We start from the raw sequence: 24,587 nt of genomic DNA, 5'->3' as shown, positions 1-24,587 counted from the left end.
GCCAGCATGGCCGGCGCGGGAGATGACTTAAATATCTTTAACCCGGCTGGTCAAAAACAGCGTCAGCAGAGAAATCGCCGCGATTGTCCAGTACACACTACCGTGACCATAGCTTTGCGACAGCGCTCCCTGAATCACTCCGGCCAGAATAACTCCGGTGGAGATACTATTGGTAAACAGCGTGGTCGCCGCCCCGGCGCGCCCCGGCATCAGATCCTGGAACCACAACATGCCGATCCCGGCGATAATACCGATGAAAATAGCATTGAATAGCTGCAGCGCCAGCAGCGCCGTGCGGCCATGGAACATAATCAGCCCCACATAGAACAGCACGCCGGCGGCGACTGCCGCCACCATCATTTTGCGTTTACCCCAACGCTTAACGTAGTAGCCGGCCAGGATCATCGCCGGAATTTCAAGACCGGCAGCCGTGCCCATCAGTATCCCCGCCAGACTATCCGGCAGGCCAAGATCGCTACTGATCCACAACGGCATATCGATGATATACATCGTGTTGCAGGTCCACATCAGCGTAGAAGCGATAAACAGCATGCGCACGTTTTTATCGCGCCAGCCGCCTTCCAGCTCCGGCAGGCTGCTGCCTTCCTGCAGTTGCGTCACTCGCGCCACCGAAGGCAGCTTAAAGGCAATCAGCGCCAGGCTGATGACAAAAATCCCGGCGGCAATGGAGAACATGGTCGTAAAGCCATAATTCAACGCCAGCATAAAAGCCAGCGGTGGGCCAATGACCCACGCCAGCGACAGCTGGGCGCGCATCACCGAGCTGAACATCACCACTTCGCGGGCAGAGCTATCGGCGTATTCGCGGGCGAGGGCAAACAGCTGCGGCATTGCCGCATTAGCGACCGAAGCCAGCATGACACCGCAGGTAATAAGCGTCAGATAATGGCGGTTGAAAGCGAACAGCAGCGCGTTACCCACTGCCATCAGGCAGCAGAACATAATTAACCGCCGACGATCGCCGCGGCTATCGGATCGTTTGGCCAGCGCCAGGCTCACCAGGATACCGGCAATCGCATTCACCGTATAAAACAGGCCAACCCAGAACGGCTGCGCGCCGACTTCGCGGCTGAGAAACAGGCTAAGCGTCGGCGCCTGCAGCGCCCCGGCCACCCCCATCATAAAAGCCACCAGCATAAAGGCGGCGTAGACGCCGTTTAGCCGTCGCCCCATCGTCATCAACCACAGCATGAAATATCCTTAACACACGCGAAGTAAACGAAAAAAGCCAGCAGAAGCAATCTGCTGGCGGGTGATTCAATACTCTGGATTTCGAGTTGCAGCCAATGCGCTTGCAGCCTGAAGATGGCGAGTATAACACCAATACTCAGTCACACATGATGTCGGCAAGTCAACGATCGGAGGTCGGCGACGTAACTCCCCACTGCATCAATTCCTCCAGCATTTTCTGCTGCCTACCTGCTAACTGGCGGGCCAGCCAGGACGCTCCCTGCGTCGCAGAAAAGTACCGTTGATAGAACTGCTTAGTGGTTGACCTCGTCATATTCATCTCCTTACTTCATCGAGGTCCATTATTGGCTTAATATAGGAACTGATAAATTGCTGAGTTTTCGTCAGGAGTTCCTCTTTTATGCCTTCCAGTCGTCTGCAACAACAGTTCATCCGCCTGTGGCAATGCTGCGACGGCAGGTCGCAGCAGACCACCCTCAACGAACTGGCGGAAATGCTCAGCTGTTCGCGCCGCCATATGCGCACCTTGCTTAATCTGATGGAAGCGCGCGGCTGGCTTGCCTGGGAATCCGAAGCCGGGCGCGGCAAGCGTTCCCGACTGACCTTCCTTTATACCGGTCTGGCGCTGCAGCAGCAGCGCGCCGAGGATCTACTGGAGCAGGATCGCATCGATCAGCTGGTGCAACTGGTTGGCGATAAAACCGCGGTCAGACAGATGTTGATCTCCCATCTTGGCCGCAGCTTCCGCCAGGGGCGCCACATCCTGCGCGTGCTCTACTATCGGCCGATGAAGAATCTGCTGCCCGGCAGCGCGTTGCGCCGTTCGGAGACCCACATCGCACGGCAAATTTTTAGCGCGCTGACGCGGGTAAATGAGGAAAATGGGGAACTGGAGGCCGATATCGCCCACCACTGGCAGCAAATTTCGCCTAACCACTGGCGCTTTTTCCTGCGTCCCGGCATTCATTTCCATCATGGCCGGGAGCTGGAGATGGCCGACGTTATCTCCTCGCTACAGCGCAGCAGCGAACTGCCGCTATTTTCCCATATCGAGCGCATCGTCTCGCCGACCGCCTGGACGCTGGATATTCACCTTAGCCAGCCGGATCGTTGGCTGCCCTGGCTGTTAGGCCAGGTCCCGGCGATGGCGCTGCCGCAGGAATGGCGGACGATGGAGAACTTTTCCAGTATGCCTATCGGTACCGGCCCTTACGCGGTCGCGCGCAATAATCAAAATCAGTTGAAAATCCATGCCTTCGAAGAGTACTTCGGCTATCGGGCGCTGATCGATGAGGTTAACGTCTGGGTGCTGCCGGAAATTAGCGAAGAACCCAACGGCGGCTTAACCCTGCAGGGCAATACCGAGAGCGAAAAAGCCGTAGAGAGCCGCCTGGAAGAGGGGTGCTATTACCTGCTCTTTGATAGTCGAAGCCCGCTGGGCGGCAATGATGACGTGCGCCGCTGGTTAAGTTATCTGTTCCAGCCCGCCAACCTGCTGTATCACGCCGGCGAGCACTATCAAGGCAACTGGTTCCCGGCCTACGGCTTGCTGCCGCGCTGGCACCACGCCCGCAGTCACGCCTGCGATAAACCAGCCGGCCTGGAGTCAGTTACCCTCACCTACTATCGCGATCATGTGGAACATCGGGTCATTGGCGGGATCATGCGGGCGCTGCTGGCGGAACATCAGGTGAGGCTGAACATTCAGGAGCTGGAGTACGACGACTGGCATCGCGGCGAAACGGTGAGCGATATCTGGCTCAACAGCGTCAATTTCACGTTGCCGATCGATTTTTCCCTGTTCGCCTATTTATATGAAGTGCCGCTGATGCATCACTGCATTCCCATCGACTGGGAGGCAGACGCCAACCGCTGGCGCGCAGGCGAGTTCAACCCGGCGACCTGGAGCCAGCAACTGCTGGAGAAGCAGCATATTGTACCGCTGATCCACCACTGGCTAATGATTCAGGGCCAGCGCAGTATGCGCGGCGTGCGCATGAACACCCTCGGCTGGTTCGACTTTAAATCGGCGTGGTTCGCCCCGCCGGAGCCCTGAATGCTTTGCGTCATCTAACAAAATCATTACACTATCGCCGTTCTCAACGGGGTGCTAATAAACATACGCAATATCATTCAAGTTGCATCAAGGCAGCAAGCGGGTGAATCCCCTGGAGCATAGATAACTATGTGACTGGGGTGAACGCGCGAAGCTAACCCAGATGCGGCTTGAAGGATGAAGCGTATGGGCTGAGAAAATACCCGTCGAACCTGATCCGGATAACGCCGGCGAAGGGATTTGAGGCCTACTCAAAATCCTTTGCCTCCCCATATACTGAGGTGCAAAGTGTTGAAAAAACTGCTTCCCCTGCTGGCGCTGGTCGCCGCCCCGGTCTTTGCTAAACCGGTCCTGACCGTTTACACCTACGATTCATTCTCCGCCGACTGGGGTCCTGGCCCGGCGGTGAAAAAGGCCTTTGAGGCCGATTGCGGCTGCGAACTGAAATATGTCGCCCTCGAAGATGGCGTCTCGCTGCTTAACCGGCTGCGAATGGAAGGCAAAAACAGCAAAGCCGATGTCGTGCTCGGCCTTGATAACAATTTGCTGGCAGCGGCGGCGCAGAGCAAACTGTTTGCCAAAAGCGGCGTGCCGGCCAGCGCAGTCACCGTACCCGGCGGCTGGGATAATGACACTTTTGTACCTTACGACTACGGCTACTTCGCCTTCGTGTATGACAAAAACAAGCTGAAAAATCCGCCGAAAAGCCTGAAAGAGCTGGTCGAGAGCCCGCAGAAATGGCGCGTGATTTACGAAGACCCGCGCACCAGTACGCCGGGGCTCGGCCTGCTGCTGTGGATGCAAAAGGTGTATGGCGATAAGGCGCCGGAAGCCTGGCAGAAGCTGGCGGCCAAAACCGTCACCGTCACCAAGGGCTGGAGCGAAGCCTACGGCCTGTTCCTGAAAGGCGAAAGCGACCTGGTGTTGAGCTATACCACCTCGCCGGCTTATCACCTCATCGAAGAGAAAAAAGATAATTATGCCGCGGCGGACTTTACCGAAGGCCACTATCTGCAGGTTGAAGTCGCCGCGCGTACCGCCGCCAGCAAGCAGCCGGAACTGGCTGAGAAGTTCCTGAAATTTATGGTCTCGCCAGGCTTCCAGAACGCCATCCCCACCGGCAACTGGATGTACCCGGTGACCCAGGTGGCGCTGCCGGCCGGCTTCAATACGCTAACCAAACCGCAAACCACGCTGCAGTTCACCCCGCAGCAGGTCGCCGCTGAACGTCAAAACTGGATCGGTTCATGGCAACGCGCCGTCAGCCGCTAAGTTTCGGCTGGCTGATCCCCGGCGGCGCCGCGGCCTGCTTACTGGTCATCGTAGCGCTGGCGGCGTTTCTGGCGCTGTGGCTGGAGGCGCCGCTGGCGCCCTGGCAGACGATCCTCAGCGATAGCTATCTCTGGCACGTCGTACGCTTCTCTTTCTGGCAGGCGTTTTTGTCGGCGCTATTTTCGGTAGTGCCGGCGATATTCCTCGCCCGCGCCCTGTATCGCCGCCGCTTTCCGGGGCGCACGCTGCTGCTGCGCCTGTGCGCGATGACGTTGATCCTGCCGGTACTGGTGGCGGTGTTCGGCATCCTCAGCGTCTATGGCCGCCAGGGGTGGCTCGCCGCGCTGTTCCACGCGCTCGGCTGGCAGTGGGATTTCTCGCCGTATGGCTTACAGGGCATCCTGCTGGCCCATGTGTTCTTTAATATGCCAATGGCGACCCGCCTGCTGCTGCAGGCGCTGGAAAACATCCCCGGCGAACAGCGGCAAATCGCCGCTCAGCTCGGCATGCGCGGTTTCGTCTTCTTCCGTCTTGTGGAATGGCCGTGGCTGCGTCGACAGATCCCACCGGTGGCCGCGCTGATCTTTATGCTGTGCTTCGCAAGTTTTGCCACCGTGCTGTCACTAGGCGGCGGGCCGCGGGCCACCACCATTGAGCTGGCTATCTATCAGGCGCTGAGCTTTGATTACGACCCGGCACGGGCGGCGCTGTTAGCGATTATTCAAATGATCTGCTGCCTTGGGCTGGTGCTGCTGAGCCAGCGCCTGAGCAAAGCCGTGGCTATCGGCGCCAGTCAGTTACAAGGCTGGCGCGACCCCGACGACCGTCTGCATAGTCGCCTGTGTGATTACGCGCTAATCGCGCTCGCTCTGCTGCTGCTGCTTCCGCCGCTACTGGCGGTGATCGTCGATGGTCTCAACGTCAATCTGCCGAAGGTGCTGGGCCAAGCCGCACTATGGCAGGCGCTGTGGACCTCGCTGCGTATCGCCCTCGCCGCCGGTGTGCTCAGCGTCATTCTGACCATGATGCTGCTGTGGAGCAGTCGCGAACTGCGTGCCCGCAACCTGCCGCTGGCCGGGCAGACGCTGGAGCTCAGCGGTATGCTCATCCTCGCCATGCCGGGGATTGTGCTGGCGACCGGTTTCTTCCTGCTGCTCAATAACAGCGTCGGCCTGCCGGAATCCGCCGACGGGATTGTCATCTTTACCAACGCGCTGATGGCTATCCCCTATGCCCTGAAAGTGCTGGAAAATCCAATGCGCGATATTGCCGCCCGCTATGGCGCTTTGTGTCAGTCGTTGGGGCTACAAGGTTTTAACCGGCTGCGGGTGGTGGAGGTGCGGGCGCTGAAACGGCCGCTGGCGCAGGCCCTGGCTTTCGCCTGCGTGCTGTCAATCGGCGACTTCGGCGTGGTGGCGCTATTCGGCAATGAATCTTTCCGCACGCTGCCGTTCTATCTGTATCAGCAGATCGGCTCCTACCGCAGCCAGGACGGCGCGGTCACCGCGCTCCTGCTCCTGTTGCTGTGCTTTATCCTTTTTACTTTGATCGAGAAACTACCGGGACGCGATGCTAAAACTCAATGATGTCACCTGGCTGTATCAGCACTTGCCGATGCGCTTTACGCTCAGCGTCGAGTGCGGAGAGCGCATCGCCGTGCTCGGTCCCAGCGGCGCCGGAAAGAGCACGCTGCTGAATCTGATTGCCGGGTTTCTGCCCCCCGCCAGCGGTAGCCTGCTGATCGACGGCGAGAAGCATAACGCCACGCCGCCGGCACAGCGTCCGGTTTCTATGCTGTTTCAGGAGAACAACCTGTTTAACCATCTCACCGTCCGGCAGAATATTGGCCTCGGCATTCACCCCGGCCTGAAGCTGAACCGCGAGCAGCGCGCACAGGTCACGGCGATAGCCGGACAGATGGGAATGGATACGCTGCTGGATCGCCTGCCTGGCGAGCTATCCGGCGGCCAGCGGCAGCGGGCGGCGCTGGCCCGCTGTCTGGTACGCCAACAGCCGGTGCTGCTGCTTGATGAACCCTTCTCGGCGCTCGATCCGGCGCTGCGCCAGGAGATGCTAACGCTGGTCGCCGATGTCTGTCAGCGGCAGCAGTTGACGCTGTTAATGGTATCGCACAGCGTGGAGGATGCGGCGCGCATTGCGCCTCGCTCCATCGTGGTCGCCGAAGGGCGCATTGCCTGGGACGGCGCCACTGACGACCTGCTAAGCGGCAACAGCAGCGCCTCGGCGCTGTTGGGAATTAGCGCGAAATGACCTTATGCAGTATCTCAAGGTAGACCGGCATCAGGGGATGGCGGAAGACAAACGTTAGCGCCGCTACCGCCAGCGTCACCATCAACGGCGTCAGCCACAGCAGGCGTCCACGCGGTAACCAACGGGTCAGACGATCTCCGGAAGTTTTCGCGCTCCGCCACAGCCGCCAGCACAGCCAGCCCGCCAGCCACGCCAGCAGCGCCGCGCCCAGTAGCAGCCACTTGAAGCTGGCGCTGTTTTCATCGGCAGGAATATCTATCGCCGCCCCCGCCAGAATGCCGGGGAGGAAATAGAGCGGCGGCCAGAGCAGGCAGCCAATAATATTCGGCAGCACGAACTTCGCTACCGGCAGGTCGAGCATCCCGGCGACCATCGGCACCAATGGCCGCGTCGGTCCGACAAAGCGGCCAATCAGAATCGTCACCATGCTGTGCTGGTGCAGCGCGTGTTCGGTTTTCTCCAGCAACGCGCGATTTTTTTTCATAAACGACCAGCGGTGTAACGGCTTTTTAAAGCGCCAGCCGAGCCAGAATGAGATCCAGTCTCCCAACAGGCAGCCGACAATCCCCGCCAGCCACGCCTGCCAGAAGTTAACTTCGCCGCTGCCGATAAGCGCCCCCAGACCAGCCATCATGACCGTGCCGGGTAAGATAAGCCCCACCAGCGCTAGCGACTCAAGAAATGCCACCAGCATCACGGCTATCAACGAGTAGACCGTGGATTGGGTGATAAAGTGTTCCAGCAATGCCTGCATAATGTACCCGGTTAAAAAACGAAGCCCGGATTCTCCGGAGCCGTCACGTCGTCGTCAAGCCACCAATTGTCTTAATAGTTTACTGGCTGTGACATTTAAGCGGGTCATCATTTCACTTTCTTTACTTTTTATTCACATCCTGCGCGGAATTCACTGGGGCTGGCGCCGGTGCATTTTTTAAAGACTCGCGAAAAATAGAGCTGATCTTCGAAGCCAACGTTGCGGCCGACGCTGGCAATCGGCATCCGGGTGGTACTCAACAGCAGTTTGGCCTGGCTAATTCGCTGGTCTTCCCGCCAGCCAAGTACGCTTATCCCCAACTGCTGGCGAAACAGATGCGACAAACGAGAAGGCGACAAACAGACGTGCTGGGCGACGCTGGCGATATCGAAATGGCTGTCCGCCAGATGGTCGCTGATGTACTGACAGGCGTCGCGCACCCGGTTATCCAGCGGCGGATGCAGCGATTCGTTAATCGCCTCCATGCGCCGCAGTAGCAACTGTTCCAGCAGGTTAATCGCCAGCAGTTCGGAATAGCGCCCCGCCCCCTGCCCGGCGTCAACGATCTGCCCGAACAGTTCGCCAAACCGCGCCTGCCATTGCTCATCCGGGCGGAAAAAACCGGTATGGGCGAAGATCGTCGGCCAGTTGAGCCATTCATGCCAGTAGGCGCGTGGGCGGAAATAGACCCACTGGTGATACCACTCGCTGGCGTCGGGATGGCGGCCATAGTGGTGAATCTCCCCCGGCGGAAACAGCAGCATATCGCCGGGGCGACAGACGAACTGTTCGCCGTGGTTGTTGATCACCCCCTCGCCGCGGATCGTCAGGTTGAGAATATAGCCTTTCATGCCCAGCGGGCGGTCGATAAAGAAATCGAGATATCCCTGCGCCTCAATCGGCGTCAGGCCGGTGACCAGATGGGCATTAAAGGAGTAGCCCGGCAGCAGCGGATCGTTTTGCGTTTCGGCCATAAGCGTCGTTCTCCACGAGTTTTTTGACACCAATTGTCCATATTCATCATTTTATCGCCATCCACGCCGTTTCGACTGCGATACCGGTGGGAATTTAGACAAAAACCCGCACGGCTAGCGAAAAAAGCGCTACCAGCACGCATTCCGCGTTGATCCAGCGCATAACAAAAGTGTCTATAAATACGGCAGGAAAGTCCACATCGAATATTTGCACGGCGTCACACTTTGCAAGGTGACAGCAATATAATCCATAAGATTAGCGAATACGGCCTGACGGATTTAGCCGGGGATATCTACTGTTGCTGCATGAATGATTTCAGCATGGAGTAACAAGATGGCAATTGCGATTGGCCTCGATTTTGGTAGTGACTCAGTACGCGCGCTGGCGGTGGAATGCGCTACCGGCGCGGAACTGGCCGCGAGCGTAGAGTGGTATCCACGCTGGCAGGAAGGGCTGTTCTGCGATGGGCCGAATAACCGCTTCCGCCATCACCCGCGTGATTACATTGAATCCATGGAATCAGCGCTGAAAAGCGTCCTGGCGGCATTAAGCGCTGAACAACGGGCGATGGTGGTCGGTATCGGCGTCGACAGCACCGGCTCAACCCCGGCGCCGATTGATGCGGACGGAAACGTGCTGGCGCTGCGCGAAGAATTCGCTGACAACCCGAATGCCATGTTCGTGCTGTGGAAAGATCACACCGCGGTGGAAGAGGCGGAGGCCATCACCCGCCTGTGCCACGCGCCGGGTAAAGAAGACTACTCGCGCTATATCGGCGGCATCTACTCCAGCGAATGGTTCTGGGCCAAGATCCTTCACGTCACTCGCGAAGATAGCGCCGTCGCACAGGCCGCGGCGTCGTGGATTGAGCTTTGTGACTGGGTACCCGCCCTGCTTTCCGGCACCACCCGTCCGCAGGATATCCGTCGCGGTCGCTGTAGCGCCGGCCACAAATCGTTGTGGCACGAAAGCTGGGGTGGACTGCCGCCCGCCAGCTTCTTCGACGAACTCGACCCGATTATTAACCGCCACCTTGCCTGGCCGCTGTTCCGCGACACCTGGACTGCGGATCTCCCCGTCGGCAACCTGACCGCCGAATGGGCGCAGCGCCTCGGTCTGCCGGAAACGGTGGTCATTTCCGGCGGCGCCTTCGATTGCCATATGGGCGCGGTCGGCGCCGGCGCGCAGCCTAACGCGTTGGTTAAAGTGATCGGCACCTCCACCTGCGACATTCTGATCGCCGATAAACAGAGCGTGGGCAACCGCACGGTGAAAGGTATCTGCGGCCAGGTGGACGGCAGCGTGGTGCCGGATTTCATCGGTATGGAGGCCGGTCAGTCGGCATTCGGCGATATCTATGCCTGGTTTGGCCGCATTCTCGGCTGGCCGCTGGAACAGCTGGCCCAACAGCACCCGGAATTGCGCGAGCCAATCAAAGCCAGTCAAAAACAGCTGCTGCCTGCGCTCACCGAAGCCTGGGCCAATAATCCCTCCCTCGATCACCTGCCGGTGGTGCTGGACTGGTTCAACGGCCGCCGCACGCCAAACGCCAACCAGCGGCTGAAAGGTGTCATTACCGATTTAAATCTGGCCACCGACGCCCCGGCATTGTTCGGCGGATTGATTGCCGCCAGCGCCTTCGGCGCTCGCGCCATTATGGAGTGCTTCACCGGGCAGGGCATTCCGGTGAATAACGTGATGGCGCTCGGCGGCATCGCGCGCAAGAACCAGGTCATCATGCAGGCCTGCTGCGACGTCCTGAACCGCCCGCTGCAAATCGTCGCCTCCGATCAATGCTGCGCGTTGGGCGCCGCCATCTTCGCCGCCGTCGCCGCGGGCGTCTATCCGGATATCCCTGCCGCGCAGCGCAACATGGCAAGCGAGGTGGAAAACACCCTGCAGCCGCGCGCGCAACAGGCGCAACGTTTCGAACAACTGTATCAGCGCTACCAGCAGTGGTCGGCTAGCGCGGAACAACACTATCTCCCTTCGGCTGCAAAGGCGGAAAACGCCCCGCAATCTCCGGCAGCGCTCACCCATTAAGGATACGAAAATGACGATTTTTGATAACTATGAAGTATGGTTCGTAATTGGCAGCCAGCACCTGTATGGCCAGGAGACCCTGCGCCAGGTGACGAAACATGCCGAACATGTGGTGAATAGCCTGAATGCGGAAGCAAAACTGCCGTGCAAGCTGGTACTGAAACCGCTCGGCACCACGCCGGATGAAATCACGCATATTTGCCGCGACGCCAACTACGATGATAAATGCGCCGGATTAGTGGTCTGGCTGCACACCTTCTCGCCGGCGAAAATGTGGATTAACGGCCTGACGCTCCTCAACAAGCCGCTTCTGCAATTCCATACCCAATTCAACGCCTCCCTGCCATGGGACAGCATTGATATGGACTTTATGAACCTCAACCAGACCGCGCACGGCGGCCGCGAATTCGGCTTTATCGGCGCGCGCATGCGTCAGCAGCACAGCGTCGTCACCGGCCACTGGCAGGATAAAGAAGCGCACCAGCGCATCGGCGCGTGGATGCGCCAGGCGGTTTCTAAGCAGGATACCCGTCATCTGAAAGTGTGCCGCTTTGGCGATAACATGCGCGAAGTGGCGGTAACCGACGGTGATAAAGTGGCGGCGCAGATTAAGTTCGGCTTCTCGGTCAACACCTGGGCGGTCGGCGATCTGGTGCAGGTGGTGAATAGCATCAGCGACGGCGATATCAACGCGCTGGTCGATGAATACGAAAGCAGCTACCGCCTGACGCCAGCAGCGCAGGTGCACGGCGATAAGCGCCAGAACGTGCTGGACGCCGCGCGCATCGAACTGGGGATGAAACGCTTCCTTGAGCAAGGCGGTTTCCACGCCTTTACCACCACCTTTGAAGACCTTCACGGCCTGAAACAGCTGCCGGGTCTCGCCGTACAGCGCCTGATGCAACAGGGCTACGGCTTTGCCGGCGAAGGCGACTGGAAAACCGCCGCTCTGCTACGCATCATGAAAGTGATGTCGACCGGTCTGCAGGGCGGCACCTCTTTTATGGAGGATTACACCTATCACTTCGACAACGGCAACGATCTGGTGCTGGGCTCGCACATGCTGGAAGTGTGCCCAACTATCGCTACCGCCGAGAAGCCGATCCTCGACGTCCAGCCGCTGGGCATTGGCGGCAAGGCCGATCCGGCCCGTCTGATCTTCAACACCCAAACCGGCCCAGCGATCGTCGCCAGCCTGATTGATTTAGGCGATCGCTTCCGCCTGCTGGTCAACACCATCGAAACCGTCGCGACGCCGCACGATCTGCCGAAGCTGCCGGTGGCCAACGCGTTGTGGCAGGCGCAACCGGATCTACGTACCGCCTCGGAAGCCTGGATCATCGCCGGCGGCGCGCACCATACCGTCTTCAGCCATGCGCTAACCCTCGACGATATGCGCCAGTTTGCCGAGCTGCAGGATATTGAGCTGACCGTCATCGACAACGACACCCGCCTGCCGTCGTTCAAAGACGCGCTGCGCTGGAATGAAGTCTATTACGGTTCAAAACGCTAAGCGCACAAGCATAATGCCCGATGACAATCCGCTCATCGGGCAGGGAGAACAAGATGTTAGAAGATCTCAAACGCCAGGTGCTGGAGGCCAACTTAGCGCTACCGCAGCATAATCTGGTGACCTTAACCTGGGGTAACGTCAGCGCCGTCGATCGTGACAAAGGGGTATTGGTTATTAAACCCTCCGGCGTAGATTACGGCCTGATGACCGCTGACGACATGGTCGTCGTCAGCCTGGAAACCGGTGAAGTGGTGGAAGGCAACAAAAAGCCCTCTTCCGATACGCCGACCCATCGCCTGCTCTACCAGGCGTTTCCGACGCTTGGCGGGATTGTGCATACCCATTCGCGCCACGCCACCATCTGGGCGCAGGCCGGACAATCTATTCCGGCGACCGGCACCACCCACGCAGACTATTTTTATGGCCCGGTCCCCTGCACCCGGTTGATGACCGATGCGGAGATCAACGGCGAATATGAGTGGGAAACCGGCAATGTGATTGTCGCAACCTTCCGTCAGCAGGGAATCGATCCGGCGCAAATGCCCGGCGTGCTGGTGCATTCCCACGGCCCGTTTGCCTGGGGTAAAAACGCCGAAGACGCGGTACACAATGCCATCGTGCTGGAGGAGATCGCCTATATGGGGATCTTCTGCCGCCAGCTGGCGCCGCAGTTGCCGGATATGCAGCAGACGCTGCTCGATAAGCACTATCTGCGTAAGCACGGGGCCAAAGCCTACTACGGCCAGTAATCACCCCTGTATAAAACCCCAGCACCCATCGTGAAACCAGGCTATAATCAGGCCTGGTTTTTTATCGTTGAGAGCACGCGTGACGCAGCCGCAAGCAGGATTTTTACTCACCCGTCACTGGCGGGATACCCCGCAGGGAACGGAACTGGCCTTCTGGCTGGCGACCGATAACGGCCCGCTGCTGGTCACGCTGCCGCCGCAGGAATCCGTCGCGTTTATTCCTGAAGCGCAGCGCTCGCAGGCTGAACGTCTGCTGCAGGGTGAAAACGGCTATCGTCTGGCCCAGCTCGCGCTAATAGATTTCCATCGCCAGCCGGTTTTCGGCCTGTACTGCCGCGGCCATCGCCAGCTGATGCGGCTGGAAAAAAAGCTGCGTGAAAACGGCGTCACCGTTTACGAAGGCGATATCCGCCCGCCGGAGCGCTACCTGATGGAGCGCTTTATCACCGCCCCGGTGTGGGTAGAAGGCGAAACGCGCGGTTCGCAGCTGGTTAACGCGCGCATGAAACCTAATCCGGATTACCGCCCGCCGCTGAAATGGGTCTCGCTGGATATCGAAACCAGCCGCCACGGCGAGCTCTACTGCATCGGCCTGGAAGGCTGCGGCCAGCGGGTGGTCTACATGTTAGGCCCCGAGCCCGCCACGCCGCCGGATGTGGGCTTCAGCCTGGTCTATGTCGCCAGCCGCCCGCTGCTGCTGGAAAAGCTCAACGCCTGGTTTGCCGAACACGATCCCGACGTGCTGATCGGCTGGAATGTGGTGCAGTTCGATCTGCGGGTCCTGCAAAAACACGCCGAGCGCTACCGCATCCCGCTGCTGCTCGGCCGCGGCAATAGCGAGCTGGAGTGGCGCGAGCACGGTTTTAAGAACGGCGTCTTTTTCGCCCAAGCCAACGGCCGGCTGATTATCGACGGTATCGAAGCGCTAAAATCGGCGTTCTGGAACTTCTCCTCATTTTCACTCGAGGCCGTCGCCCGTGAGCTGTTGGGCGAAGGCAAAGCTATCGACAATCCGTGGGATCGGATGGACGAAATCGATCGCCGCTTCCATGAAGATAAACCGGCGCTGGCGACCTATAACCTACAGGATTGCGAGCTGGTGACACGGATCTTTCACAAGACGGAGATCATGCCGTTTCTGCTCGAACGGGCGACGGTCAACGGTCTGCCCGCCGATCGCCACGGCGGATCGGTCGCCGCCTTCAGCCATCTCTATTTCCCACGCATGCACCGGCTGGGCTACGTGGCGCCGAATCTCGGCGAAATTCCCCCGCAGGCCAGTCCCGGCGGCTACGTCATGGACTCCCGCCCCGGCCTGTATGACTCGGTACTGGTGCTGGACTACAAAAGCCTGTATCCGTCGATCATCCGCACCTTTTTAATCGATCCGGTCGGCCTGGTTGAAGGGCTGGCGCAGCCCGATGACCGCCACAGCACCGAAGGATTTCTCGGCGCCCGCTTCTCGCGCGAAAAGCACTGCCTGCCAGGCATCGTCGGGCAGATCTGGCACGGCCGCGATGAAGCCAAGCGTCAGCATAATAAGCCGCTGTCGCAGGCGCTGAAGATCATCATGAACGCCTTTTACGGCGTGCTGGGGACCAGCGCCTGCCGCTTTTTCGATCCACGGCTGGCGTCGTCGATCACCATGCGCGGCCACGCGATCATGCGCCAGACCAAAGCGCTGATTGAAGCCCAGGGCTATGACGTTATCTACGGCGATACCGACTCCACCTTCGTCTGGCTCAAACGCCCGCATAGCGAAGCGCAGGCAGCGGAAATCGGCCGCAAGCTGGTTGCCTATGTCAACGACTGGTGGGCGCAGGAATTGGGTAAAAGCCAACTGACCAGCGCGCTGGAGCTGGAGTATGAAACCCACTTTTGCCGCTTTTTAATGCCGACGATCCGCGGCGCCGATACCGGCAGTAAAAAACGTTATGCCGGGATGATTCAGGAAGGCGATGCTCAGCGCATGGTGTTCAAGGGGCTGGAGACGGTACGCACCGACTGGACGCCGCTGGCCCAGCAGTTTCAACAGGAGCTGTATCTACGCATCTTCCGCCATCAGCCGTATCAGGATTATGTGCGGGAGACTATCGCCAGACTGATGAGCGGCGAGCTCGATGAGCAGCTGGTTTATCGCAAGCGCCTGCGCCGACCGCTGGCGGAGTATCAACGCAACGTGCCGCCGCACGTGCGCGCCGCGAGACTGGCGGATGAACACAACGTGAAGCTTGGACGGGCGCAGCAGTATCAGCAGCGCGGCACCATTAAATATGTCTGGACTACCGGCGGCCCGGAGCCGGTGGATTACCAGCAGTCGCCGCTCGATTACGATCACTATCTGTCAAAGCAATTGCAGCCGGTGGCGGAAGGAATCCTTCCCTTCGTCAACGACGACTTTGCTACAATAGTGACAGGGCAACTGGGGCTATTTTGACAGGTGACTAACACCGCGGCATCCAGTACCATAGCGCCCTTTCCATTCCTGGACCCAATTTTGATTCCTCAGCGTAACTATGCTGAGGATGCACTATTGCCTGCAATTAAAGAACAAAGAGCCGAACACATATGCCTTTTACACTTGGTCAACGCTGGATTAGCGATACAGAGAGCGAACTAGGACTAGGGACAGTGGTAGCGCTGGATGCGCGCATGGTCACTCTCCTTTTCCCCGCCATCGGCGAAAACCGTCTGTACTCTCGCAACGATTCCCCGATTACCCGCGTGATGTTTAACCCGGGTGATACCATTACCAGCCACGAAGGCTGGCAGCTCCACGTTGACGAAGTAAATGAAGAAAATGGGCTGCTGTCCTACACCGGCACCCGCCTGGATACGCAAGAAGAACATGTTACCCTGCGCGAAGTCCTGCTCGATAGTAAGCTCGCCTTCAGCAAGCCGCAGGACCGCCTGTTCGCCGGGCAAATCGACCGGATGGACCGCTTTGCCCTGCGCTACCGCGCGCGTAAGTTCCAGAGCGAACAGTACCGCATGCCGTGGAGCGGCCTGCGCGGCCAGCGCACCAGCCTGATCCCGCACCAGTTAAATATTGCCCACGACGTAGGCCGTCGTCACGCGCCGCGCGTTCTGCTGGCCGATGAAGTGGGCTTAGGTAAAACCATCGAAGCCGGGATGATCCTCCACCAGCAGCTGCTCTCCGGCGCCGCCGAGCGCGTGCTGATCGTGGTCCCGGAAACCCTCCAGCACCAGTGGCTGGTGGAAATGCTGCGCCGCTTCAACCTGCGCTTCTCGCTGTTTGACGACGAACGCTATGCCGAAGCGCAGCACGACGCCTACAACCCGTTCGAAACCGAACAGCTGGTGATCTGTTCCTTAGACTTCGTACGCCGCAGCAAGCAGCGCCTGGAGCACCTGTGCGACGCCGAGTGGGACCTGATGGTGGTCGATGAAGCGCACCACCTGGTGTGGAGCGAAGAGGCGCCGAGCCGTGAATATCAGGCCATTGAACAGCTGGCCGAACGCGTACCGGGCATCCTGTTGTTGACCGCGACGCCGGAACAGCTGGGCATGGAGAGCCACTTTGCGCGCCTGCGTCTGCTGGATCCAAACCGCTTCCACGATTTTGAACAGTTTGTTGAAGAACAACAAAACTATCGCCCGGTCGCCGACGCCGTCGCCCTGCTGCTGGCGGGCAACAAGCTCAACGATAATGAACTCAATACCCTTGGCGATCTGATCGGCGAGCAGGATATCGAGCCGCTGCTGCAGGCCGCTAACAGCGATCGTGAAGATGCTCAGGCCGCGCGCCAGGAGCTGGTTTCGATGCTGATGGACCGCCACGGCACCAGCCGCGTGCTGTTCCGTAACACCCGTAACGGCGTGAAAGGTTTCCCGAAACGCGAGCTGCACACTATTCGCCTGCCGCTGCCGACCCAGTACCAGACGGCCATCAAGGTCTCCGGTATTATGGGCGCGCGCAAAACCGCGGAAGAGCGCGCGCGCGATATGCTCTATCCGGAGCAGATCTATCAGGAATTTGAAGGCGATACCGGCACCTGGTGGAACTTCGACCCGCGCGTCGAATGGCTGATGGGTTACCTGACCAGCCACCGTTCGCAGAAGGTACTGGTGATTTGCGCCAAAGCCGCCACCGCGCTGCAGCTGGAGCAGGTACTGCGCGAGCGCGAAGGTATTCGCGCCGCGGTATTCCATGAAGGGATGTCGATTATCGAACGCGACCGCGCCGCGGCGTGGTTTGCCGAAGAAGACACCGGCGCGCAGGTGTTGCTGTGTTCCGAAATCGGCTCCGAAGGGCGTAACTTCCAGTTCGCCAGCAACCTGGTGATGTTCGACCTGCCGTTTAACCCGGATCTGCTGGAGCAGCGTATTGGCCGTCTCGACCGTATCGGCCAGGCGCACGATATCCAGATCCACGTGCCGTATCTGGAAAAAACCGCGCAGTCGGTGCTGGTGCGCTGGTATCACGAAGGGCTCGACGCCTTCGAACATACCTGCCCGACCGGCCGTACCGTCTACGACAGCGTCCATGATGAGCTGATAAACTACCTTGCCGCGCCAGAATCCACCGATGGCTTCGACGATCTGATCAAATCCTGCCGCCAGCAGCATGAAGCGCTGAAAGCGCAGCTGGAACAGGGCCGCGACCGTCTGCTGGAGATCCACTCCAACGGCGGTGAAAAAGCGCAGGCTCTGGCGGAGAGCATCGAAGAGCAGGATGACGATACCAGCCTGATCGCCTTCTCGATGAACCTGTTCGATATCGTCGGCATCAACCAGGATGACCGCGGCGAAAACCTGATCGTCCTGACCCCATCCGATCATATGCTGGTGCCGGATTTCCCGGGCCTGCCGGAAGATGGCTGCACCATTACCTTCGAGCGTGACGTGGCGCTGTCGCGTGAAGACGCGCAGTTCATCACCTGGGAACACCCGCTGATTCGCAACGGTCTGGATCTGATCCTCTCCGGCGATACCGGCAGCAGCACCATTTCGCTGCTGAAGAACAAGGCGCTGCCGGTCGGCACGCTGCTGCTGGAGCTGATCTACGTCGTCGAAGCGCAGGCGCCGAAACAATTACAGCTTAACCGCTTCCTGCCGGCGACCCCGGTTCGCATGCTGCTGGATAAAAACGGCAACAACCTCGCCGCGCAGGTGGAGTTCGAAAGCTTCAACCGCCAGCTGAGCGCGGTCAACCGCCATACCGGTAGCAAACTGGTCAACGCGGTGCAGCAGGACGTTCACGCGATTCTGCAGCAGGGCGAAGCGCAGATAGCCAAAGCGGCGCAGGCGCTGATCGACGCGGCACGTAACGAAGCCGATGATAAACTGACGGCGGAACTGTCGCGTCTCGAAGCGCTGAAGGCGGTGAACCCGAACATCCGTGACGACGAACTGGCGGCTATCGAAAGCAACCGCCAGCAGGTGATGGATGCACTGGCGCAGGCCGGATGGCGTCTGGACGCGCTGCGTCTGATCGTCGTCACTCACCAGTAACGGAACGCGAAAATGGCGATGGAAAACTACAATCCGCCGCAGGATCCCTGGCTGGTGATTCTGTATCAGGATGAGCACATTATGGTGGTCAACAAGCCGAGCGGCTTGTTGTCCGTGCCCGGCAGGCTGGAGGAGCATAAGGATAGCGTGATGACGCGTATCCAGCGCGATTTCCCGCAGGCCGAATCGGTGCATCGCCTGGATATGGCTACCAGCGGCGTGATTGTGGTGGCGCTGAATAAGGCCGCCGAGCGTGAACTCAAGCGTCAGTTCCGCGAGCGCGAGCCGAAAAAGCAGTACGTCGCCCGCGTCTGGGGTCATCCGCAGCCTGCGGAAGGTCTGGTGGATTTACCGCTAATTTGCGACTGGCCGAACCGGCCAAAGCAGAAGGTGTGTTATGAAACCGGCAAAGCGGCGCAAACCGAATATGAAGTGCTGGAGTACGCGGAGGACAACACCGCCCGCGTGCGCCTGAAGCCGATTACCGGGCGCTCGCATCAGCTTCGCGTGCATATGCTGGCGTTAGGGCATCCGATCCTCGGCGACCGCTTTTACGCCACGCCGGAGGCGCTGGCGATGGCCCCGCGCCTGCTACTGCATGCAGAAACGTTAACCATCACCCATCCCGCCTACGGCAACGCGATGACCTTCCGCGCGCCGATCGACTTTTAAGTCATTATCCGGACGCCCCGGTTGCGCTACGCCGCCGGGGAAATCGCTAACGCTAACGCGATTAATCGCGGGCAAACCACGCATCAATCATCTGTTCAACGCGAGCGACCACCAGCCCGGTGTCGTGACGACGGCTGCGCGCGCAGGCGTGGGCCGGTTCATCGCACAGCAGGCAGCGGCGCATCGCTTCGCCCTGCGCCTGGCGGCTAATCAGCCCCGCTTGCGGACAAATGACATCGATATCCCACAGGCGACCCAGCGGATGATTCTGTTCCAGTTCGCTGCATAGCGCTTTGATCTCTTCCGCGGAGTGCTCAACGCACCACATCGCTTCCGGGCCGGTAGGCAGCCACAACACCTGGCGGTCGAGCGTTTTCCAACGCTGCTGCCACAGAAGTTGGTCACAGGCCTGCAGCGCAACACCCATCATATTGCGATAGCGAATACTGTCTTTTACCGCCCCTGGCGTTACCAGGGTGAGAGAAATGACCGGTTGTTGATAATGGTTGAGCCAGTCTTGTTGACGGGCTGCGCGCTGCTCTTTCGCCGCCAGCAGATTTTCCATGCTGACGCCCGCCCGGGCGGGAGTATGCACTGACATTCTTTCCTCTCCTTTAATGATCAAAAAGACAGCTCGGGGCTGCCGTCGCTATCGCGGATAACGCCGCCTATTGTATCGCTAATTGCACAGAATTTAGGATGCAGGACAAAGAAATTTTCTTCGTCCTGCGGAGGGAAATGGCAGTTTTTGCTATTAGCGCAGCACTAAATCACGATAAGAAATGACTTAAGAACAGCAGCCCTAACGACACATTAATCGCGCCGCCGATACGGGTGGCTATCTGGGCGAAGGGCATCAGGTTCATACGGTTGCCGGAAGTCAGGATGGCGACGTCGCCGGTGCCGCCCTGCCCGCTCTGGCAACAGGAGACAATCGCCACGTCGACCGGATGCATCCCCATTTTTTTGCCGACGAAGAACCCGGTGGCCACCAGCGCCGACACGGTGCAAACAATGACCAGCAGGTTGGTCAGCGTGAAGGCGTTTACCAGCTCCTGCCACGGGGTAATCGCCACGCCAACGGCAAACAGAATCGGGTAAGTCACCGCGGTACGGAAGAATTTATACACCACCTGCGAGCCCTCCTGCAGACGCGGCGAAACGACATTCGCCAGCTTCAACAGCACCGCGAGGAACAACATGCCAACCGGCGCCGGCAGGCCAATCAATTTGTGTCCCAGCATGCCCATCATATACAGCAGCACCGCCAGCAGCGCGCCAGAGGCCAGCGTCGCCACATCCGTTTTACCGCCAAATCCTTCGCTTTCGCTCAGGCTGCGGGTTTCATTACTGCGGTTCGGCATTAGCTGGCCTTCGCCGGTCAGATGCGGGAAGCGTTTACCAAGCTGGTTCAGACAGCCGGCGATGACAATCGCCGTCAGGCTGCCCAGCATCACCATCGGCAGCACGCGTCCCAGCGCAACGCCCTGATCCATATGCATCAGCGCCGCATAGCCAATCGACAGCGGGATCGCCCCCTCGCCCACGCCGCCGGCCATAATCGGCAGCACGATAAAGAAGAAGACCTGGAACGGATCCATCCCCAACAGACTGCCAACTCCCACGCCGACCAACATACCGACAACTTCGCCGCACAGCATCGGCAGGAAGATCTTCAGGAACCCCTGAATCAACGTGGTGCGGTTCATGCTCATAATGCTGCCAACGATAATGCAGCAGATGTAGAGATAAAGAATATTGGTCGATTTATAGAATTTGGTGGTGGATTCAACCACCACATCCGGCAGCAGGCCGTAATGGACCAGCGCGGAAGGAATAAAGGTGGCGCAAATCGCCGCCGCGCCAAGCTTACCAAGTACCGGCAGGCGCTTGCCGAACTCGCCGCAGGCAAAACCGAAGAAGGCCAGCGTCGCCACCATTACCACGATATCGCTCGGCAGCTTGCCGCCAAGGCAGTCCAGCGCGATAAGACCGCCGGCCAGCAAAAATAGCGGCAGCGGGATAATCCCCACTTTCCAGCTATCCATGACATGCCACCAGCGCTGCTTCAACGAGGCTTTCGGTTTGTTAATAGGTTCAAGGGTTGCAGAGAATGCGTTGTCTGTGGTGCTCATAAATTCAGCCCTGTAGTTATTATTCCTGTTCAGGGTAGAGGGGGGAGCACGGCGTTAATGTGAGAGGGGGCAGATTAAAAAAGAAGTTTTAATGGTCGTTATGGTTTTTATGGTTTCTATTGACTCTAGTGATATATATCTAATTTCTTAGCGTGGTTTTTATGGTTTTTTTAATAACCGGATAATTACCCTTTATAAATAGGCGCCAGTAGATAAATTGTCCTTCTGGCCGCTGACGATATCGTTGCCGCATCTCAAATACTGTGCGCATAACTATGAAAGTTTCATTTCAATTTAAGCTGTTCATCTCCCTGGTGGCCTTTTTCTCCATCTTATTCGCTCTGCTTGGGGTCTATTATTATCTCGACGCCAGCCGCCAGCTGTATCAGGAAATGAGCGCCAGGGCGAAAATTCAGGCCGAAGAGATTGCGCTGATGCCCAATCTGCGCCAGCAGGTTAGCCTGAACGACCCGCAGGCTATCGGCGCTTTCATGAAGCAAATCGCCGTCCACAGCGACGCCAGCTTTATCGTCATCGGTGATGATAAAGGCGTGCACCTGTTTCATTCCGTACACCCGGAATGGGTCGGCACCCGCTTAGTGGGCGGCGATAACCAGGCAGTGCTGGAAGGCAAAACTATCACCACCATCCGTAAAGGTGGTTTAGGCGTCTCGCTACGCAGTAAAACGCCCATTGTCGATGATAACGGACGGGTGATCGGCATCGTCTCCGTTGGCTATCTGACCAGCTATCTCGACAGCATTACCGTGCAAAAGGTGGTGAATATTTTTGTCGCCGCCATTCTGTTGCTGATCGCCCTGTTTATCTTCTCCTGGTATTTTACCCGCAGTATTAAAAAACAGATTTTTTCGCTGGAACCGCGCGAAATTGGCCTGCTGGTACGCCAGCAAAAAGCGATGATGGAATCGATTTTCGAAGGAGTTATCGTTATCGACAGCCAGCGAAGAATTGAAGTGATTAACCACGCCGCCCGCAGCCTGCTGGGGCTTAAGCAGCCCGCGCATCTGCTGCGCGGCAAATCGATTGATAGCGTGATCGCCCCGCAGCCGTTCTTCGCCAGCGACGCAATGCTGGCGAATGATACTCACGATGAACTGTGTCGCTTTAACCAGTTGACGGTACTCGCCAGCCGGGTGCGCATCATGCTGGAAAACTCGCTGCAGGGCTGGGTGATCACCTTCCGCGACCGCGATGAAATTAATGCCCTCACCGCTCAGCTAAGCCAGGTGAAACGCTATGTCGATAACCTGCGCATTATGCGCCACGAACAGCTCAACCGCATGACCACGCTCTCCGGCCTGCTGCATATGGGCCACTACGACGAAGCCATTCGCTATATACAGGCGCAATCGGAGCATGCCCAGGAACTATTGGACTTCATCTCCTCGCGTTTCCGATCGCCGACGCTATGCGGCCTGCTGCTGGGTAAAGCCACCCGCGCCTATGAAAAAGGCGTTGAACTGAGCTTTGATCCGGCCTGCCGTATCGATCGCCCGCTGTCGTCGCTGATGGAGTCTGAACTTATTTCGATCATCGGCAATCTGCTGGATAACGCCATTGAAGCCACGCAACGCGCCGAACTACCGCACGAGCCGGTCGAGGTACTGATTCAACTCAACGCCCGCGAGCTGATGATTGAGGTGGCCGACCGCGGTGTCGGTATCCGCCCGGATATCCGCGAGCGTATTTTTGAACGTGGAGTGACGACGAAAACCCGTGGCGATCACGGTATTGGTCTGTATCTTATTGAACATTATGTGACTCAGGCTGGCGGCACGATTGAAGTCGCCGATAATGCGCCGCGCGGAACAATATTTACTCTGTTTATTCCCGCCGACCCGCCAGCCCATCCGCAACCGGAGACCAACGATGCATCATGATCTGGTCGATGTGCTGATCATCGAAGATGAAAACGAGCTGGCCCGCCTGCACGCCGAGCTCATTCAGAAACACCCGCGCATGCGGCTGGCGGGAACGGCCGCCTCGCTTTCCCAGGCACGGCAGATGCTGAACGCCAGACCGCCGCAGTTGGTCCTGCTGGATAATTATCTGCCGGACGGCAAAGGCGTTACGCTGATGACCGACCCGCTTCTGGCCAACGCCAATTGTTCGGTCATTTTCATCACCGCCGCCAGCGATATGGAAACCTGCAGCCAGGCGATACGCAATGGCGCCTTCGACTACATTCTCAAGCCGGTCTCATGGAAACGACTGAGCCAGTCGCTGGAGCGCTTTATTCAGTTTTATGACCAGCAGCGGGAATGGAAAATCGTCGATCAGCAAAACGTTGATTCCCTGTATCAGCTGCAGGCCAAAAATTTTCGCGCCGATAACGGCAGCAAGGGCATCGAGGAAAAGACCCTGGCGCTGGTGCAAAATTTATTTCATGGCCGCGAAACGCACTGCTTTTCAGTGGACGAAGTGGTCAGCGAAACCGGACTGAGCAAGACCACAGCCCGTCGTTATCTCGAGCACTGCGTAGAAGTGAGTTTTCTGGAAGTGGAAATGCTGTACGGTAAGATTGGCCACCCGCGGCGGATGTATCGCCGCGCGCGGGGCGCGAACTAAGGCTTCTCCCCGCAGGAGAAGCCTCACGGGTTTCAGAAGCCGCGCTGCTCTTTGATGAGCTCCCAGGCTTTCTGGATCTCCTGCGCTTTCTGCTTCGCCATTTCCATCATCTCCGGCGGCAGCCCTTTGGCCACCAGCTTGTCCGGATGATGTTCGCTCATTAATTTACGATAGGCGCGCTTGACGGTTGTGGCATCATCGGTCGGTTTCACGCCGAGCACGTTACAAGCGTCTTCAAGGGTCGGGCCGCGCTGCGCCTGTTGCCAGCCGCCATTGCCGCCGCGCTGACCATAGGATTGCTGCTGCGAGCCGCCGCCGAACTGCGCGCCGCCCTGCATCATACGCAGGAACTGCTCGAACTGCGCACGCGAGATACCGAGCTCGTCGGCGATAACAAACAATACTTCGCGCTCATTGGGATGTAATTCGCCGTCGGCGAAGGCCGCCTGCAGCTGAATTTCCAGAAACATCCTAATTAAATCGAAGCGACCAAAGCAGACGCTGCGCAGCTGACGCATTTTCTCGCGCAGCGGATAATTATCGGCCTTACCGGCGCGAAAAGCCTGCTGCGCCGCGGTGCGCGACTCGCCGTGCAGGTTCATTCGATCCATCAGCACATTCGCCACATGAATATCGGCTTCCGTGACGCGACCTTTCGATTTGGTCAGATGCCCCATCACTTCAAAAGTGGTGGAAAAGAACAGCGACTGCCGCTCCTGCTGGTTGGCAAATAAATTCAGGCGACGGCTACGGGCCCGGTCAAACATATGGCCGACTAAAAAGCCAAGCACCACGCCCCAGAAGCCGCCACCCATCAATAATGCAACCGCTACACCAATCACTTTACCCAAATACTGCATAGACTCCCCAA

The 24,587-nt window shown here is 58.4% G+C and carries 19 protein-coding genes; 12 read left to right on the top strand and 7 right to left on the bottom strand.

Annotated elements, in window-relative coordinates:
- Positions 1-27: 27 nt before the first annotated feature.
- Both EAE_RS11350 and sgrT read right to left on the bottom strand, forming a co-directional pair.
- Entirely contained in the window at positions 28-1,212 is a 1,185-nt protein-coding gene (locus EAE_RS11350) for a sugar efflux transporter (RefSeq protein WP_015704386.1), read from the bottom strand.
- Positions 1,213-1,372: 160 nt separating this feature from the next.
- Positions 1,373-1,525, bottom strand: coding sequence for a glucose uptake inhibitor SgrT (gene sgrT / locus EAE_RS11345; protein ID WP_015704385.1), 153 nt, complete (start codon positions 1,523-1,525; stop codon positions 1,373-1,375).
- Positions 1,526-1,612: 87 nt separating this feature from the next.
- Here sgrT and sgrR point away from each other — a divergent pair, with 87 nt between their 5' ends.
- The 4 genes from sgrR to thiQ all read left to right on the top strand — a co-directional run bounded on the left by sgrR (position 1,613) and on the right by thiQ (position 6,811).
- The gene (sgrR, locus tag EAE_RS11340) at positions 1,613-3,268 is read left to right on the top strand and encodes an HTH-type transcriptional regulator SgrR (protein ID WP_015704384.1); all 1,656 of its coding nucleotides are present in this window, start codon (positions 1,613-1,615) and stop codon (positions 3,266-3,268) included.
- Between the two features lie 288 nt (positions 3,269-3,556).
- Entirely contained in the window at positions 3,557-4,540 is a 984-nt protein-coding gene (gene thiB / locus EAE_RS11335; protein ID WP_045363426.1) for a thiamine ABC transporter substrate binding subunit, read from the top strand.
- On the top strand, positions 4,516-6,126 hold the full coding sequence (gene thiP, locus EAE_RS11330) for a thiamine/thiamine pyrophosphate ABC transporter permease ThiP (RefSeq protein WP_015704382.1): 1,611 nt from the start codon (positions 4,516-4,518) through the stop codon (positions 6,124-6,126). The genes thiB and thiP overlap by 25 nt, the downstream gene beginning before the upstream one ends.
- Positions 6,110-6,811 (top strand): thiamine ABC transporter ATP-binding protein ThiQ, encoded by a 702-nt coding sequence (thiQ, locus tag EAE_RS11325; RefSeq protein WP_015704381.1) that lies wholly within the window; start codon positions 6,110-6,112, stop codon positions 6,809-6,811. The genes thiP and thiQ overlap by 17 nt, the downstream gene beginning before the upstream one ends.
- Here thiQ and EAE_RS11320 read toward each other — a convergent pair.
- Both EAE_RS11320 and araC read right to left on the bottom strand, forming a co-directional pair.
- Positions 6,798-7,565: a DedA family protein gene (locus EAE_RS11320; RefSeq protein ID WP_015368276.1), complete on the bottom strand. Its 768-nt coding sequence runs from the start codon at positions 7,563-7,565 to the stop codon at positions 6,798-6,800. The two genes, thiQ and EAE_RS11320, sit on opposite strands and share 14 nt — an antisense overlap.
- Before the next feature lie 128 nt (positions 7,566-7,693).
- Positions 7,694-8,539 carry an arabinose operon transcriptional regulator AraC gene (gene araC, locus EAE_RS11315; RefSeq protein WP_015368277.1) on the bottom strand — a complete coding sequence of 282 codons (846 nt, stop codon included), beginning with the start codon at positions 8,537-8,539 and terminating at the stop codon, positions 7,694-7,696.
- A 334-nt stretch (positions 8,540-8,873) separates the two neighbouring features.
- Here araC and araB point away from each other — a divergent pair, with 334 nt between their 5' ends.
- From araB to rluA, 6 genes are all read left to right on the top strand, one after another.
- Entirely contained in the window at positions 8,874-10,583 is a 1,710-nt protein-coding gene (gene araB / locus EAE_RS11310; protein ID WP_015704380.1) for a ribulokinase, read from the top strand.
- A gap of 10 nt (positions 10,584-10,593) precedes the next feature.
- The gene (gene araA / locus EAE_RS11305) at positions 10,594-12,096 is read left to right on the top strand and encodes an L-arabinose isomerase (protein ID WP_015368279.1); all 1,503 of its coding nucleotides are present in this window, start codon (positions 10,594-10,596) and stop codon (positions 12,094-12,096) included.
- Positions 12,097-12,149: 53 nt separating this feature from the next.
- Positions 12,150-12,845 carry an L-ribulose-5-phosphate 4-epimerase gene (araD, locus tag EAE_RS11300; RefSeq protein ID WP_015704379.1) on the top strand — a complete coding sequence of 232 codons (696 nt, stop codon included), beginning with the start codon at positions 12,150-12,152 and terminating at the stop codon, positions 12,843-12,845.
- Positions 12,846-12,924: 79 nt separating this feature from the next.
- Complete coding sequence (gene polB / locus EAE_RS11295) at positions 12,925-15,282, top strand: DNA polymerase II (RefSeq protein WP_015704378.1); 2,358 nt, start codon at positions 12,925-12,927, stop codon at positions 15,280-15,282.
- A gap of 131 nt (positions 15,283-15,413) precedes the next feature.
- A complete protein-coding gene (rapA, locus tag EAE_RS11290; protein WP_015704377.1) occupies positions 15,414-18,320 on the top strand; it encodes an RNA polymerase-associated protein RapA in 2,907 nt (968 codons plus the stop codon).
- A 12-nt stretch (positions 18,321-18,332) separates the two neighbouring features.
- On the top strand, positions 18,333-18,992 hold the full coding sequence (gene rluA, locus EAE_RS11285) for a bifunctional tRNA pseudouridine(32) synthase/23S rRNA pseudouridine(746) synthase RluA (protein ID WP_002888348.1): 660 nt from the start codon (positions 18,333-18,335) through the stop codon (positions 18,990-18,992).
- Positions 18,993-19,053: 61 nt separating this feature from the next.
- Here rluA and citX read toward each other — a convergent pair whose 3' ends face one another.
- Positions 19,054-19,593, bottom strand: a complete 540-nt coding sequence (citX, locus tag EAE_RS11280; protein WP_015368283.1) for a citrate lyase holo-[acyl-carrier protein] synthase — start codon at positions 19,591-19,593, stop codon at positions 19,054-19,056.
- 169 nt (positions 19,594-19,762) lie between these two features.
- Positions 19,763-21,127 (bottom strand): 2-hydroxycarboxylate transporter family protein, encoded by a 1,365-nt coding sequence (locus tag EAE_RS11275; RefSeq protein ID WP_015368284.1) that lies wholly within the window; start codon positions 21,125-21,127, stop codon positions 19,763-19,765.
- A 275-nt stretch (positions 21,128-21,402) separates the two neighbouring features.
- On the opposite strand from EAE_RS11275, the gene EAE_RS11270 reads away from it, so the two are divergent.
- Both EAE_RS11270 and EAE_RS11265 read left to right on the top strand, forming a co-directional pair.
- A complete protein-coding gene (locus EAE_RS11270; RefSeq protein ID WP_015704376.1) occupies positions 21,403-23,028 on the top strand; it encodes an ATP-binding protein in 1,626 nt (541 codons plus the stop codon).
- On the top strand, positions 23,018-23,716 hold the full coding sequence (locus tag EAE_RS11265) for a response regulator (protein ID WP_015368286.1): 699 nt from the start codon (positions 23,018-23,020) through the stop codon (positions 23,714-23,716). The genes EAE_RS11270 and EAE_RS11265 overlap by 11 nt, the downstream gene beginning before the upstream one ends.
- A gap of 32 nt (positions 23,717-23,748) precedes the next feature.
- Here EAE_RS11265 and djlA read toward each other — a convergent pair whose 3' ends face one another.
- Positions 23,749-24,576: a co-chaperone DjlA gene (gene djlA / locus EAE_RS11260; protein ID WP_015704375.1), complete on the bottom strand. Its 828-nt coding sequence runs from the start codon at positions 24,574-24,576 to the stop codon at positions 23,749-23,751.
- Between the last annotated feature and the right edge of the window lie 11 nt (positions 24,577-24,587).

Origin of the sequence: Klebsiella aerogenes KCTC 2190 (genome assembly GCF_000215745.1) — a bacterium.
GTDB lineage: Bacteria > Pseudomonadota > Gammaproteobacteria > Enterobacterales > Enterobacteriaceae > Klebsiella > Klebsiella aerogenes.
This window is presented reverse-complemented; position numbering and strand designations above follow the sequence as displayed.